Origin of the sequence: Pseudomonas sp. NPDC096950, from assembly GCF_044762525.1 — a bacterium.
Lineage (GTDB): Bacteria > Pseudomonadota > Gammaproteobacteria > Pseudomonadales > Pseudomonadaceae > Aquipseudomonas.
The window spans coordinates 210,021-224,070 of sequence record NZ_JBIWEL010000005.1; the positions used below are offsets into that span (position 1 = coordinate 210,021).

The 14,050-nt window shown below is 54.0% G+C and carries 16 protein-coding genes; 6 read left to right on the forward strand and 10 right to left on the reverse strand.

All coding sequences use genetic code 11. The features are described from left to right. Positions 1–3,394: 3,394 nt before the first annotated feature. Positions 3,395–4,120, reverse strand: a complete 726-nt coding sequence (locus tag ACIQY3_RS11835) for a hypothetical protein (RefSeq protein ID WP_403019518.1) — start codon at positions 4,118–4,120, stop codon at positions 3,395–3,397. 621 nt (positions 4,121–4,741) lie between these two features. Between ACIQY3_RS11835 and ACIQY3_RS11840 the strand changes: the two genes are divergently transcribed. The 4 genes from ACIQY3_RS11840 to ACIQY3_RS11855 all read left to right on the forward strand — a co-directional run bounded on the left by ACIQY3_RS11840 (position 4,742) and on the right by ACIQY3_RS11855 (position 8,115). Further along, a complete protein-coding gene (locus ACIQY3_RS11840; protein ID WP_403019520.1) occupies positions 4,742–5,314 on the forward strand; it encodes a hypothetical protein in 573 nt (190 codons plus the stop codon). Positions 5,315–5,339: 25 nt separating this feature from the next. Further along, the gene (locus ACIQY3_RS11845) at positions 5,340–6,290 is read left to right on the forward strand and encodes a SprT-like domain-containing protein (RefSeq protein WP_403019521.1); all 951 of its coding nucleotides are present in this window, start codon (positions 5,340–5,342) and stop codon (positions 6,288–6,290) included. 567 nt (positions 6,291–6,857) lie between these two features. Beyond that, positions 6,858–7,595 (forward strand): hypothetical protein, encoded by a 738-nt coding sequence (locus ACIQY3_RS11850; protein ID WP_403019523.1) that lies wholly within the window; start codon positions 6,858–6,860, stop codon positions 7,593–7,595. After that, the gene (locus ACIQY3_RS11855; RefSeq protein ID WP_403019525.1) at positions 7,576–8,115 is read left to right on the forward strand and encodes a site-2 protease family protein; all 540 of its coding nucleotides are present in this window, start codon (positions 7,576–7,578) and stop codon (positions 8,113–8,115) included. The genes ACIQY3_RS11850 and ACIQY3_RS11855 overlap by 20 nt, the downstream gene beginning before the upstream one ends. Positions 8,116–8,357: 242 nt before the next feature. On the opposite strand, the gene ACIQY3_RS11860 is transcribed toward ACIQY3_RS11855, so the two are convergent. From ACIQY3_RS11860 to ACIQY3_RS11895, 8 genes are all read right to left on the reverse strand, one after another. Next, positions 8,358–8,960, reverse strand: coding sequence for a hypothetical protein (locus ACIQY3_RS11860; protein ID WP_403019526.1), 603 nt, complete (start codon positions 8,958–8,960; stop codon positions 8,358–8,360). Positions 8,961–9,411: 451 nt separating this feature from the next. Then, complete coding sequence (locus tag ACIQY3_RS11865) at positions 9,412–10,287, reverse strand: LPD29 domain-containing protein (protein WP_403019528.1); 876 nt, start codon at positions 10,285–10,287, stop codon at positions 9,412–9,414. A gap of 222 nt (positions 10,288–10,509) precedes the next feature. After that, entirely contained in the window at positions 10,510–10,770 is a 261-nt protein-coding gene (locus ACIQY3_RS11870) for a hypothetical protein (RefSeq protein ID WP_403019529.1), read from the reverse strand. A gap of 99 nt (positions 10,771–10,869) precedes the next feature. Further along, positions 10,870–11,187, reverse strand: coding sequence for a hypothetical protein (locus tag ACIQY3_RS11875; RefSeq protein WP_403019697.1), 318 nt, complete (start codon positions 11,185–11,187; stop codon positions 10,870–10,872). Between the two features lie 111 nt (positions 11,188–11,298). After that, entirely contained in the window at positions 11,299–11,757 is a 459-nt protein-coding gene (locus ACIQY3_RS11880; protein WP_403019530.1) for a hypothetical protein, read from the reverse strand. A gap of 13 nt (positions 11,758–11,770) precedes the next feature. After that, a complete protein-coding gene (locus ACIQY3_RS11885) occupies positions 11,771–11,953 on the reverse strand; it encodes a hypothetical protein (protein WP_403019532.1) in 183 nt (60 codons plus the stop codon). Between the two features lie 164 nt (positions 11,954–12,117). After that, complete coding sequence (locus tag ACIQY3_RS11890; protein WP_403019533.1) at positions 12,118–12,276, reverse strand: hypothetical protein; 159 nt, start codon at positions 12,274–12,276, stop codon at positions 12,118–12,120. Positions 12,277–12,522: 246 nt separating this feature from the next. Next, on the reverse strand, positions 12,523–12,855 hold the full coding sequence (locus tag ACIQY3_RS11895; protein WP_403019535.1) for a hypothetical protein: 333 nt from the start codon (positions 12,853–12,855) through the stop codon (positions 12,523–12,525). Between the two features lie 212 nt (positions 12,856–13,067). Here ACIQY3_RS11895 and ACIQY3_RS11900 point away from each other — a divergent pair, with 212 nt between their 5' ends. After that, a complete protein-coding gene (locus tag ACIQY3_RS11900) occupies positions 13,068–13,235 on the forward strand; it encodes a hypothetical protein (RefSeq protein ID WP_403019536.1) in 168 nt (55 codons plus the stop codon). Positions 13,236–13,320: 85 nt separating this feature from the next. Then, positions 13,321–13,527 carry a hypothetical protein gene (locus ACIQY3_RS11905; RefSeq protein ID WP_403019538.1) on the forward strand — a complete coding sequence of 69 codons (207 nt, stop codon included), beginning with the start codon at positions 13,321–13,323 and terminating at the stop codon, positions 13,525–13,527. Between the two features lie 139 nt (positions 13,528–13,666). Here the strand turns inward: ACIQY3_RS11905 and ACIQY3_RS11910 are convergent, their stop codons facing one another. Then, on the reverse strand, positions 13,667–14,047 hold the full coding sequence (locus ACIQY3_RS11910; protein WP_403019540.1) for a hypothetical protein: 381 nt from the start codon (positions 14,045–14,047) through the stop codon (positions 13,667–13,669). Between the last annotated feature and the right edge of the window lie 3 nt (positions 14,048–14,050).

Sequence of the window (14,050 nt, forward strand, 5' to 3'; positions counted from 1 at the left end):
GCGAAGCGAGGCCGGCGCGCAAAAAATCCACCCCACCCCCACCTGGAGTGATCGAGGTCGCCAGTGCGCGATGGCGATCACAGGCCAACGTGGTGCATCGGGCCACGCGAGGTTTCGAGTCATGCTGCGCATGAGGAGAAACCGGTACCAGCTGAAGGTGACGCCGAGCGAAGCGAGGCCGGCGCGAAAAAATCCACCCCACCCTCACTTGGAGTGATCGAGGTCATCAGTGCGCGATGGCGGTGGCAGGCCAACGTGGTGCAACGTGCCACGCGAGGTTTCGAGTCATGCTTCGCATGAGGAGAAACCGGTACCGGGTGAAGGTGATGCCGAGCGCAGCGAGGCAGCCTGGCAAAAAAAGCACCCTTCCCTACCTGGATTGGTCGCGAGCTTAGCGCACGGTAGCGGGGCAAGCCAACGCGGAGTGACGTATGTGGGTTCGAGTCATGCTGAGCATGAGCAGAAACGTACGGGCTGAACATGTGCCATGCATAGCGAGGCGGCCGTGAACAAAAAATACCCTTCCCTAACTTAAGTTGACCCAGGTCATCAGCCCACGACACACGCCGTAAGGTTGCGAGGCCGGGTGCGGCCAAACCACCCTTCGCTGATCCAGCCAGCGTGACGACAGATGATCAATGCACCGACCTCAAATCAACGAAGCTCGGTAAACCGTTGCCGGTAGTCCATGTGGATATCACCCAGCTAAGCGAACTGGATGCGGAGACTATCACAGGCAACGCCGTGTGGGGCGTGCGAATTAGATGTTGATTAAATGAGGATGAAAACAGCGAGCGGTTATATCACCTAGTGTGCCTAGGACAGACCTTCCCCACGTAAGTCAGTTGGATACCAAGAGTGCGTCCGCTTTGGGAATCGGCTGGCGTAGCGAGAGTGAGGTGATTTGAAATCAGGCGCTGTACCTGGGTATCGATATTGGCAGACCACAGTGATTGTCGAATCCCGTCGCAGCCCGTAGAGACCCATTCCAAGGAGTATTTACCGCTGAACTCAGGGGTGCTCTGCTTTGGTCTTACACCGGTCGCGCCTGATTTTTTCATGGATAAAACATGCGAAAAGTATTAGTACGCTGAGCGTAGTAGCTCAATCAATATTCAAGCCCCCTGCCCGGCCGAGCTCTCTGGGTTCATGCGGATTTGATTAGTCGTCAAATGGGCCTGCGGCAGAAAAGGTAAAAGCTGGATTGAGTGAGGCCAGGGCCAAAATGTCAGTACGCTCAGCGTACTAACCAGTCGATTGTGAGATACAGGAAATTTCACATTGGCATAAAAAAACCGGCCAACGCCGGTCATCGCTTTCGTGTTTTGTACAATCCAATTTATCTGCGTGCTTATTCTTTAAGCGGTTTTGATTATGCAGCTCTCCTTCGTCTTTGTCACCTAGTTCGGGAAGTTGGTCTTGTTGAGAGTAAAACTTGGCACGGAGGTGCGATATGAACCACGTATTGCCATCTATCCATGCGATCGACCTTGTCAAAGTTGCCTGAGAGGCCGCCTGAGCCGCGATGATCGCAAGCCCTGCAAATCGTATTAGCACAACCAGAAACGGCGCTCAGGAGAGATCCTAGGAGGTCTGTTTTCGGACCAACAGTAGATAGATACTATCGTTCAGATGCAATAGATAGATTAATTCTATTCGTGGCATGTAAGCGCAGCTTCCCGATTGCGCAGAAAGTTTTAGTACGCTCAGCGTACTGCAACAATCCTCTGGCGATTAAGATCACCCACCGTATACAGCACGCCTACCTAGTGACGTCTATTGCCCTATTCATCCGGTATGCTCAATTTTATTGGCTGTGTTGTTGTTGAGTTCGTTGTCAGCCGCAGTAAAGGTCTAATCGCCAATGCTCCCTTCGGTTCATGATTACAGCCGCTGCGCAGTATCGAACATAGATATCGACGTGGCAGCATTGATCCTCCTCGGGCCAATCGATCTGTTTAGGAGATTGGTACGCTGAGCGTACAGGGATGAGTTCGCGAGCTATTGATCAGTCATCGTGAGTGATGTGAGTAAACGACGGGGCAAGACACCGCATAATCTGGTGTGTGGTTGTTTGAGCATCAAACCGGATGGTAGCTCGGGTCATGAATAATGGATGTCCCATTCCACGACCACCTAAAACTTACGTCAGGACGCATCACACCTGTTCTAAGGTTACGGATCGTCAGTCGCCCGGCCCGACTACTTACCTGTCATTCGGTCGGTCGCCTCGTCTTGGAATCTGCAAATAGATTGCACGCGCTAATTCGAAATATCCCTTCCATAAAGCGATTGTCTCTCTGAGGTCGGCGACATGGTTACTGCCCCAGTAGTCAATTCGGTGAACAAGTGATGACTTGCTTTCAAGAGATTTGAATTCAGGGCAGGTGCAAACAGCAGAAAAGTTCGATCTGTTCACTTGGTTGCAATATGGATGGTCATCGCAGCTCTTCCGGTAGCTACAGAAAGATCTGAAATTTATTCCAGGTTAATCAGCAGCACTGATCTGCGCAGGTGCATGAATGCATGCCGAGTAACTACGGTGCCAATAAAGCATCAAACCTGATTGATCAGGTCTGAAATTATGGATTTCATGGCGTGCCTGGCAAGAGCTCAGTCACAAGATGTGATCCCTGAAACCTTCACCGCTTCGCTTGAGTTGGTTCTCATTCTGGCAGTACGCGCAGCGTACTAATCTGTTTGCTCTTCAGCGTTACAGCGGTCTAATGAAAAGGAGGCTTTCGCATAGGGCGCGAGACGATTTGATCGGTTCTAACACGCAGAGGTTTGATGTTAGAGCCTGCCTGCATTTCATGCTGGATATCAGTATGGTGTTAACCAGGAAAGCTACAGCGAGCAGAGCCAGTTAGAGGATTGGTAGTTAATCCTCCGTAGCGGAATTGGTGGTGAATTGGCTGCTCGACGTTTGGTGAACAATGTTTATCTACTCAGGATTCGTAGAAGATGGATGCTGCTTTGTTCTCGGTTATACTACCTAAGCAGTGTTGTTTGACCTTCCTCATCTGCATTCTCCCGTGGCGCTTTTAGCGCTCACTCTCTGGCCCATCCTCAGGGCTTCTGCTTCAGCCTTTGAATCTCGAAGAGATAAATGCCCCGCAGGGTGATTCTTTTACCCTAAGACTATGGGTGACACTTTTTTGGATTTAACCATGACACATTTTAATTGTGGTTCTGTGGATAACTGGGCCAGTCGATGCCTGCTGACGTGCGAACATCATGTTTGTAGGTTTTTTTAAGCGCTTTTAAAGGCGGACGAGCGTCCATGGGAGGGTTTGTCGACAGGAGATCATCGAAAAGCTAAATAGCGGGCAGGGGTACCCAACCCGCTTGTTCATGGGAGGGATTTGATGAGGTGAGAAGGGTGGTTGACGCGCTATTGCCTTCGCCGTCGACCCTTGAGGCCGTTGAGGAATTGATTTCCTCGCGCCAGCTGATCTTCCGTTTTGGGTTCAACTGCCACTACAGGTTCGTTGACCACGTAGGCTGGATGCTTGTCTGTTACTGATTGAGGCTCGGTACGCTTAGCGTACTGAGTTTTCCAACTGTTTCCGTTCTTCTTGAGCGGGCCCTTGTAATCACCCTTTTTCCCAAGGCCCATCAGCATCTTTTGCAGTCGCTGGAACGTGATGTCCAGCTCCATCTCTCGGAACAGATTCAGGGACAGAGATATGCCGGTCAGCCCTTTGCGCAAGATAAATCGTGCCCTGGTAAGACTGCTCAATACTCTTGAGATAGTCCGGCAGGAAAGCTCCAATAGGCGGGCGAGTTCGGAGACATACAGATCTCGCCGAATATTGCGGGCTGGGTTGATGTATTTGCACTGAAGGGTCTTGAAGTCACACCGCTTTATGAGGATTTCCAGAACACGAATGCAGTTATCCCTGTGCTGTAAATGCATTTGATGCGGCTTGTGATTACGCTCAGCGTACTTAGCAATCTTGGGTTGATGTGTACGGGGGCGTTTGTCTTTGTTGTTTACAATCTTGCGAGGGTCTAAAGCGTATCGAGCAAACTGGAGCGCACGCAAAGTGCCGGGATTATCCCGGTACTTTTGCAGCCGTTCTACAGCGCGTCCATGAAACTCGACTACGGAAACCATGTCTATTAAGCAAGATTTCCAGTACTACTGAGGTTGGCTGAGGTTGCGGGGAGGGGAGGCGGGAGATGGCTGAGACTGACTTGGTACGCTAAGCGTAATAAAAGTTGCTGTTGGAGCGTAATGAAGGTTGACAGCATTACGCGGAAGTAGCACTATTCGTTCTGCAAGCTGATCGCGAGACGACTTGTCTCACGAACACGTATAGTGCCCGGTATCCAGCAAAATTTACTCAAGTCGGTCTCACGACCACCCGGCTTCCCCTTCCAGAGAGCAGCCAGAGTAGACAGTGGTACCGGGTATTTTTTTCTTGCCTTTATCTCCTCTATATCAGAGCTGTATGTTTAACCAGTTCTGGTCTTAGTTATCTCGGGTGAACAAAATTCGCCCACCCAGTTTTGGGGTTACCAAAATTCAGGGTGAGCGAAAGCGCCACACAACTGTGGTGAAAAACGAGGTGACGCCTAAACATCGCGGCATCGAATGGCGTGGTGTTCTCAGATCTTCATCCCATCTACTGTGGTCTGTAAGTCGTCAAGCGCCCACGCGCCATGCGGTAGTGCAAGCTGATCGCATGGTATAGTGTTATCATATCGTAGTGATAACACTTTTTCTGGTGCGATAATGCAAACACAGGGCGCCCAAAAGAGCAAGAACAAAATTACACGGCGAAATTTAGTCGCTCAAATGCTGTTCACGCTTAGTAGTCACTTAAGATTACGCACTATCAATCGGTCGAACACTGACGGCACGACCTCGCCGTATCTGGAACGCTACTGCATTACTCGGTCGCGGTTCCTAACCATCTACCTGCATCGGTATGTCGATAAAGACCAGGACACACTTGTCCATGATCATCCGTGGCCATTCCTTTCGTTTGTGCTCTGCGGGGCTTATGAAGAGGTACGGCTGGTAAAGATGAATCGAACAAGCCGGTGGATTCGATGGTTCAACGTGGTAGGGAGCAACACGCATCACCTTGTGCGCCAAGCTATGCCTGAAACATGGACATTGCTGGTTCACGGCCCCCGCACTGTCGTGAATGGAAGAGCCAAGCATTTTGGCTTTGTGGGGGAAATCAGCGAAGGCCAGGCCAACTACCGGCCCGGTTTACCTACAGACCCTAACTGGCATCGCATTAATCCTCGCGGCGGAAAGGCCCAGCGCGTGCCATTCCTTTTGAGCGCCAGCCGCTGACTACAGATAGAGAATGAGATAACCGATGATTCTGCCAACGCAAGAAATCTACGATGACCTCCAGCGCGCATACCATTTCTTGAACGAAGAACTGTTCGACGGCAAGTTACCGCCGTGCATGATCACGCTTCAACGCGAGAAGGACACGCCTGGTTACTTCTCAAAGGATCGTTGGGCGAACACCGAGGGGGATCAGCGACACGAGATCTCGTTGAACCCAAGTTATTTTGTAATGCAGCCAATTGAGATAACCCTCTCATGGATGGCACACAACATGACGCACATGTGGCAAGAGCTCCACGGCTCACCAGGTCGAACGCGGTACCACAATACGGAGTGGGGAAACTTACTTGAGGAAAGGGGGTTGATGCCGTCCTCGACCGGATTGCCTGGTGGGAAGCGCAAGGGCGATCAGATGAAGCATTACATCATCGACGGTGGACGCTTTGATCTGGCTTGTAAAAAACTGATCGACGAAAGTTTTAAACTGCGATGGCTGGATCGCTTCCCGAACAAGATCGATCTACCGGAATACATGTCAGCCATGGCGGGTGTAGATCTGGGTGAAGATGGAGAGTCTGAAGGCGTCATTAGTCCTGCTCACGCACTCAATGCTGAGGGGGGAGGGGATAACCTGGGCACGCTGATTGACCTGGACTCAGATGAGAGCCACGCTCTCCCAGCGTCTGAAAATCTTTCCGCTGGAAATGCAACCTTGGGAGAGTCACCTCAGCCGGCCGTCAAGAAAAAACCGCAAGGCCCTCCGCCTCCACCCATGAAAACGTTCGCTGCGCCCACTACAGCAGATTTTGAGCGAATGGGGATTGAACAACCTCGTGATAAGAAAGCCGGTACCCCCAATCGGTACAAATTCACTTGTCCCGTTTGCTCAACCAATGCATGGGCAAAGCCTAGTGCTTTATTGTGCTGTGGCGACTGTCCGGACAAACCTGGAATGGCGGGGGTACCGGCATGACTTGCTCACGCCTGCACATGCACCTATAGGGGGGATAGCGATGACGCCTCAACAGCTCACAACTCGGCAAGCGAAAATTATCGCAGCCCCTATCGTTTGGTCTGGTTATGCATACCTTCTGTGGGTTGTGACACCACTCAAACGCATTTTCATGGATGGCTTTGAGTTACTCGGCCGCGCCAGTCCCGCTCACGAGACCTTCGTTACCAGTGGTCTATTCGGTTTGGTTGGGCTGGTGTTGGCGGTGGGTTGGACATTCGCGGTCATGTTCGCCATTTTCTCGCGCCAGCTCAGGCCCATGGGAATTCTGGCCGTGCTTGTCTGCTTGTCGTCAGGCGGAACTGAAGCTATCGCGGTTTGGATTGTGCCAGTGTGGAATGCGGCGACATTGCAGTTGCTCCACTTCGCTAACCTGGGCGCGTTGCTATTTGCCCTACTTCTGTCGCTGGCCACAACCCACAGGTATTGCAGTTTGGTGTATCGGTCGCGGAGGGTGGGTGGCTTTTCGAAAGTGTTATCCAATTTTGGGGGCAGTGACCCTGAGGCAGGTAGGAGGCTGATTCAGTCATGACCAACACACTGGAAGCGGTCTCCTTGTGTGTGACCGAACTGAACAATCAAATCAGCACGGGCTGGGGCATGGTTGCCCTTGGTGCGCCACAGGATGTCCAAGACCTATGCTCTATGCTTGGAATCGATCTGGAACGGGAGATGTCAGAACGCGCTCTGCATGGACTGCGAGTCCGCCGGGACATCTACCTGGACGCGCTGTATTTGCTTACAGAAGAGCATCGGCAGGAGATCGGCGGGGGACTACTGGACGATCTGACCGCTGTGTCGATCTTGCGCCAGCATGGGTCACGTCTGGATCTACAAGTAGGTCAATGGGCGGAGCTAGACAGGGCCGAACTGGCGCATATCCATGACATTGAATTGGGTGCGGCCGCCAGCTCAGTGGTCTCAACCCTTTGTCACCTCGTTCCCGGTTATGCCTCAGAGCATGAGCCAGTTACATCGAATAAGTCTCACGACTGGCCGGGGATAGTCAAACGACTGAGCGCGCGCGATTTGCTGAGTGTGCTGGACATAACCAGTGCTGTCCCCGACGCAGATTTAGAGCCGTTGTGGCTCGACTTGGTCAATTGGGGGACAAAGCCGGTTGTCGTTCGAATTCACACCGATGGGCGCGCCACCGTTCAGCGAGCCCAGTACGGTATTCCCGCGCACAAACTCATGGCTGACATGGGTAACGGCATCCGTCGACGTGGAGCGCGAGGTAGTGACGATGGCCGCGCCAACAATTGAGCAATCACCAATGACTGATGTGCCTGTACGGTTGCTAAGCACTGTTGTTGACATGCTGGTGTTGACCCCATGGGAATTGATTGCCTGGTCGATGGCTTTGGGTTCCGTTTCATTGGGGTTTCATCAACTTGGGCATTCGGTTGTTGCTCGGCTGTGTGGCGTGGATTCAGTAGGCATCAGAGTCGGAGTTGGCCCAGGTCTGCGCTGGCAGACCTCCTCAGGATTTCAATTCGCGCTAGGGATCTATCCTCTGTCCGGGCAGGTGTCATATTCGGATCGCTGGCACCACACCAGCGCGCTGCAAATGGCGGCGATATCGGCAGGCGGTTGGTTGGCAGATCTGCTGGTGTTCCTGTGCTTGCTCTGTCTTTGCACATTTGATTTTCTTCAGTCCCCGCCGGGCAAGCTTGCACTGCTGATCAGCCTCGTTCAGGCGGTGTTCGGACTTACACCGTTCACCTACGACGGTCGGGCGGTGGCGCGCCAGATATGGTTGTGGTCTAGGTCGCGCGCGAAGTAGCTCCCAATGATCCATGCGCCACCTTCTGCCGCGCCATTCACAGCGCCAGCATGGGCTATTGATTCGCATACGCTGTCACCGCTAGAATACTGTCGTACGCCAGTGCACCCCCTTGGGCTGCGAGCGGGAGCAACTACTAATTGCTTCCCACAAAAAACCGCCATCTGATGGCGGTTTTTTTGTTTGCGCATGTTGGTCAGCACACCTGGTCAAACACTGGTGGGGAGTTCCATTACACACGGTTATGCGTTGCGTTGATCCGACTCCGGCAGCGCGTCGTTCAGCTTTTCGACAACACGCTTTCTGAAACCGAATGAGCCGGTTCCGATCAGCGACAGACAGTCTCTTACTGTCTGAACCTCAATGTGGGTCATACCCTCATCACCACCGGTTTTGCATACCTGGGCCTTCAGCGCCAGCCGATCGTTTGAATACGCGCCTTGCCTGAGCCTTGCAGCATGATCCGCCCACTCTTCGAAGTTGAAGAATGAATCCCCTTCCTTGTGGATCTCGTCAGCGGTGAATGCCGCGTTATCCAGTAGAGACGCCAGCAGCGCCACGTGTTCGCCAACCTGCGAGAGGGCCTGCTCTAGGCTGTATTCGGTATGACTGAGCTTCGCTGCCTCGGACAAATACAAGGCCTGCGCGTGATCAACGCGGCTGGCGGTCACTCCGTCAACCTTCAGCAACGCGCTCAACTTCGCTGTATCGAACACGTTGGAGTAATCACCGGCATCCGCGTTGGGAACGCTCTCGGAGCACTCCTCTAGACGTTCTGGCCCGGCAGAGACCAGCAGGTTCAGTACCTCAGCTGCGCCGACCTTGCGCGCCAGCAGGATTTGCAACAGCGAGCTGCTCGATCATGCGCAACGCTGGACTGGTAGCTAAGCCGTGCTCAGCCATTTCATCGTGCAATGCTCTGATGGCGTCCTCTAGAGGTATGCGCGGCATGAACAGGTAGTCGTCCATAGATGCCCTGGTGCGATTCCACATCGCATCCGCCACCAACTGAGATTCAGCCCAGCCGGTGGAGTACCCGCAATCGCTATCGCTGCAACTACAACGGTAGAGGAGATCGCCGTTGGCTTCCTCTGGGTGTTTGTTAGTCTGGCGTTCTGCGTGGGCGGTACAGACTACGCACGCCACAAGTGGGCCGCAGGCTCCTTGCGTTGGTGTTGTCATCGGCGGTCTCTCTCTACAGGGGAAGCGGTATCAGTGCCTGGCGGAGCAGTCCCGCAGGCGGGAGAGGGGAGGGAAGCCCGGATTCATGTCCGGGCTTCTGCATTGCCTTGGTGGTTACGCGGCTTCGTGTTCGCCCCAGACCAGTTCGCGAGGGGAGACTTCGAGGGACTGACGGGCCACGCACGAAACGCTGTCCTGCCGGAACCCGAGATAGATATCGTTGAGTTGGCCGGTTTTGTACATTTCGAGGGTCAACGGGCGACCGTCCAGCTCGTCGGCGTAGGTAATCTCTACCTGAGCCAGCGCCTTGGAGATTGCCTCGTCCGAGTACTCGCGAGAAACAAAAACGTATTCGCTGCCACCAAACGTTTCGCTCCATGGGGTTCTATTGATAGATGCCAAGTCCTGCATCGAATCGAACGAGCCAGTTTTATAACGCGCGGTGATCGCTTCGACTTCTTCCTTGGTTGGGCCATCAGTCCAGTTGATGTAAAGGGTGCCGTAGTGAGCTTTACGGACGCTGAACTTAACGCCCTTGAATGCCGCTTTCAGCTGAGTGCGGATGTTCTTTGCGGCTAGCTTGCCGCTGCCATCAGCGCCTTGCTCAAGGTCTTTATATTGCGGATCGCTACGCAGTGCGCCCAACGCCTCGGCGTAGGCCAAGCGCTGCAAGGATTCTTCCATGGCTTTCTCGTCAGCACGCTGGTCGGCGTACTGGAGGGCCTTCTCAATGAATTCGGCATCAACAACTTCGTCGAAGATCTGCCACTGAATGCCTCGAACGATACTTTCGCTGGTGGTCGACTTAGCGCCGTTGTCGAAGACGATTTCGAACTCAGCAGATCCGCCCATTGCAACCACGCCCATCATCGAGCGCACAGACTCTGGGGACTGCTCGCCGACGATGCCATAAACGGTGCCGGTACCGCAGTACCACAGCGCGCAGTTAACGCGGGTTCCGATTTCGACTTTGACAGTGTTGATAGCCATTTCACAATCCCCAGTTGGTAAACATCATGGGGGGAATCTTACTGTGAAATATACTTCACTGCAATAGGCGAGCTGTCATTTAGATAAATAAAAAGCGAGATAAACCATCAATATGATTATTGGCTCGGCGGTCTCCCGAGCCTTGTTGTCAGCGCCAGCATAAGCCCGGAACCACCTGGTGGTGACGCTCGTTGTTCAGAGCGCCCAGGTGCGCGCGACGGGTTAGCTGTACGCTTCTACAAGGCAATCTCCTCGGTGCTGGTACGCGGCCACGCCAGCGCCAGAGCGCACCCCCACGGCTGGCTGCATGTAGCCGTTCGATTGATCCCAGTCATCGCAGGCCGCTTCGATATCGTCGTGCGTCACTTTGAATCGCTTGGCTACCTCTCGGAACGTCGGGTAGATCCTGCTTTTCCCCTCTCTTTCTGCGTTGGCCGCGAATTCGGTGGCGTAATCAAAAAGAGCTTTCGGCGTGATGGCCATGTTCAGATCCCCGCTTTCAAGTTGGCTTTTAGGTTGGAGCGCCAGCCCCTCTAACAGTGAATGCCAGGTGTTATGCGGTAGGTGGAGGGTGTGAGCCGATCACGCGCTTGCGAGGTGGGCCGGGACATTCAAGATTGCTCCGTGCTTTGCAAACACAACTGCACGTTGTACGGCTTCTTCACGAGTGTCGCCCGGCTGGCGGTTGCACGGGTCGCGAGTAGTGTCGGCCAACCATGACGACTGGTTACCACGGTCGACCCACACGGCGTATTTGTCGATCAACTCGTCTACGCTGGCGCTGATCTTGGTGGCGAACAGCTGAAGCTGGCCAGTGCATGCTGGTTGGCAACCTTCAATGGTGTCAATTGCCCACTCCAGCGCCCGGCCGGTGAGTGCCTCAGTACGGATCTTTATCATTTGGCTCAAGGTTTTGGTTCCATGTAGTGGCCAGTCGTCTGACATTGGTTGTATTCAAGAGGAGGCAGGGCCTGAACCGGTGTCGGCTTGGTCTTCGGCCCCGCGTTGTGCTCAGGCCTTAAGGCGGGCGCTGATGGCGATCTTTGGGCCATAGCGGCCGACGGTGTCGCGGATGATTTCGCGCCCCTTGCGCATGGCATCATTCCGGTCGCAGGCGAACACCGATTCTTGGCCGTCGCGATACCCATCAACTCCGCGCCATTCCTCGTCAATCGTGCGGAACGTGAGGATGTACTCACGCTGCGCACTCATTGTCGTGGTGGTCGCCTTAGGGGACGGTTCCACGTTGATCGCTGTAGACAGTTTCGACGCTGCAAGCGCGGCTTTGTAGTCGGCCATGGTGTGACTGCCATCCGTTGGGATCGGGTCGTCAACGCCGCCACGTGCGTCAATGGCATTGAGGCATTCTTCATAGGTGCCGTACATGGGTTCCCGATTCAGGCCATAACCTTCCAGAAAGACATAGCATTGGCCGCCGTTGAGTAAGCCGATATCTGGGTGCATGTTCATCGCATTTTTCCCGTTACAGGTTGTTGGTCTGCAAATAGCTGATGCAGTCGAGCAACGCTTCGCGCTCTGACTGTGCCGTACCCCAGCCATAACCGTTCCTTCCGGATACTTCCCAGCCCCACAACTTGGGTGAGCCGCTGTGCATGCCGTAGGCAACTCGCACAAGAGTCTCTATTTGCTGGTCTTCGTGTGCCATGGCGATTTCCCTTGGGCTGGTGGCCCGGCGAACCGGGCGATCATTCATCGGTGTCGGCTTCGTCTTGCGGCTGGCAATCCCCACACAGGCCGATCTGTGATTCCTCAAGGTCTGCGAGGCAGCAGGTGCACTGCTCAATGTCCATCTGTAGTCCTACCCTTGATTCAGCGGCTGCGCGAGATGTTGTTGCAGTTGGCCCAATTCCAGCCGCGCTGCCATTCTTGATTGCGATCACGCGAAAACTGTTCGCCACCGCGATAGTCCTGAAAGCCTGCCTGGAACGAGTAGGACTGCTCGCAAAACCATGCTTGAAGCGTGCTCATCGAATCATCCCCTAAGCTATTTGATTGGTATGGGGGAGGAGTTTAATGTGAAATATACTTCACTGCAACAGGTAGATAATCAAAGTGATGTGTTAATTGGGTACAAAGGCATCAAAACGATGTTGTAGGGCGTCGGCGGATGGCGCGCCGGTCGTGGTTAGCGGTGGCGATTGCATCGCGGCCGGACGGCGGCGCAGCGCCAGCAAGGAGCGGTGAGGTGGTGATCGCCCGGTTACCGGGCGATGTTCAAAGTGGTTTCAGGTAATCGAGAATTGACCCCTTCGCCCCACTGGTGAGCCAGCCTTTCACATGCTGCGTGGCTTCTTGCGTTGTCCATCCCTTCCGTCTGATGACCGCTTTCATGAAGAGACTGTTAACGGTGTTACGGATGACCTTAACGGCATGGGGTTCGAGGCACTTTGCTTCAGCGACAGCAAGGCGCTCGGCTTCTGACCAGTTACTCGCAAAGCCCCATGCGGAGTACCCGCTCGCCAGCTCAACACAAACCGCCTTAGCGCCAGCGTTGAGGTCGGCGGTAAGTGGAACTTCGGAACGTTCCTTGATGATGTGGTTACTCATGCCAAACAATCTCGGTGCTCGCCGAAAGCAGTGTTTCGGCTGGTGTTTGAATTGGTTAAGAGTGCAGGAGTATGAAGTATGTTTCACAAGTGGTAAAGAAGTATATTTCCTCTTTTTGTGAGAAATATGTTTCTCTTCCTGCGCCAGCTCCCATACAATTACCTGAAGCAACCACTGCCAGCTAATGCTGGTTAAGCTACCAGGTGATCCACATGACAAAAGAGCAAATCAACGCTGAACTCCAAAACCTCAAGGTTCGAGCCATCGAACTGGACAAGATCTTCGAGGGACGTCCGTGGAATGATGCAGAGCTGGCGGAGGTCTACTCTGCCGCTGATCGCGACAAAACCCTGCGCGCGATGCTCGCAGCTTGCGCCTAGTCAAGCTTGGTCCTCCGAGGCCTGTACCTGGTCGACTTCGTCAGTCGGCTGTCGATAGCAGAATCACAATACAAGAGAGGGTTTGATGGCCAAGCGCAGCAAATACGGGAACATGCCACCAGTGCCGGAATACCGTGCCAAAGTGAAGGGGGATGCGGGCGTCTACCATGTGCTGGGCATCGACTGGATGAATCGCATGGTTCTGCTGGATCGAGCCGGGACTGAGTGGACGCCAATCAAAAACGTGGCATTCGATCCGCCGTTTCCTGAACCCGATCAGGCGTCTGAATAGAAGTGAGGTGCGCAGTAAAGGCGGGTGGCCGCCTCTAATCCGCCTTGAGTTGAACGTCAGTATCCCCCGCACCTTCTTGGGCGCGGGAGATGCCACGCCCTGTAACCTGCGGGGTTGGGCCGCGATCACTTTAAGGCGGCTACTGCTGCGCCGTGTTGCACAGAACCTCGGCAAAGCCTTGAGCGCTGTCGTTCGCTTCCAGCGCTTTCACTACACCGATTTCAGCCAATGCCTTGCGCGCTGCCGGTTCATTCGCTGCAAGCGATATGCGCTCAGCAGCGATCCAGATATCAAGGCCGGTACCGCTTGCGCCGCAGTCAGACCACCTGCTGCAAGACTCAGCATCTTCCTTCTTCGATTCGAGGTAATCGCGTGTCCGGCAACACGGGCAGATGTGGGTTTCGTCCTGAGGATCCCAGCCCTCGCCGGATCCCGCATCAAAGAGGAACCCGCCCTCGCGGCATTCCCAATCGCGGCGTTCGTAGCCGCAGGCAGGGATTTGTTTGGTCAATTGGTTCATTTG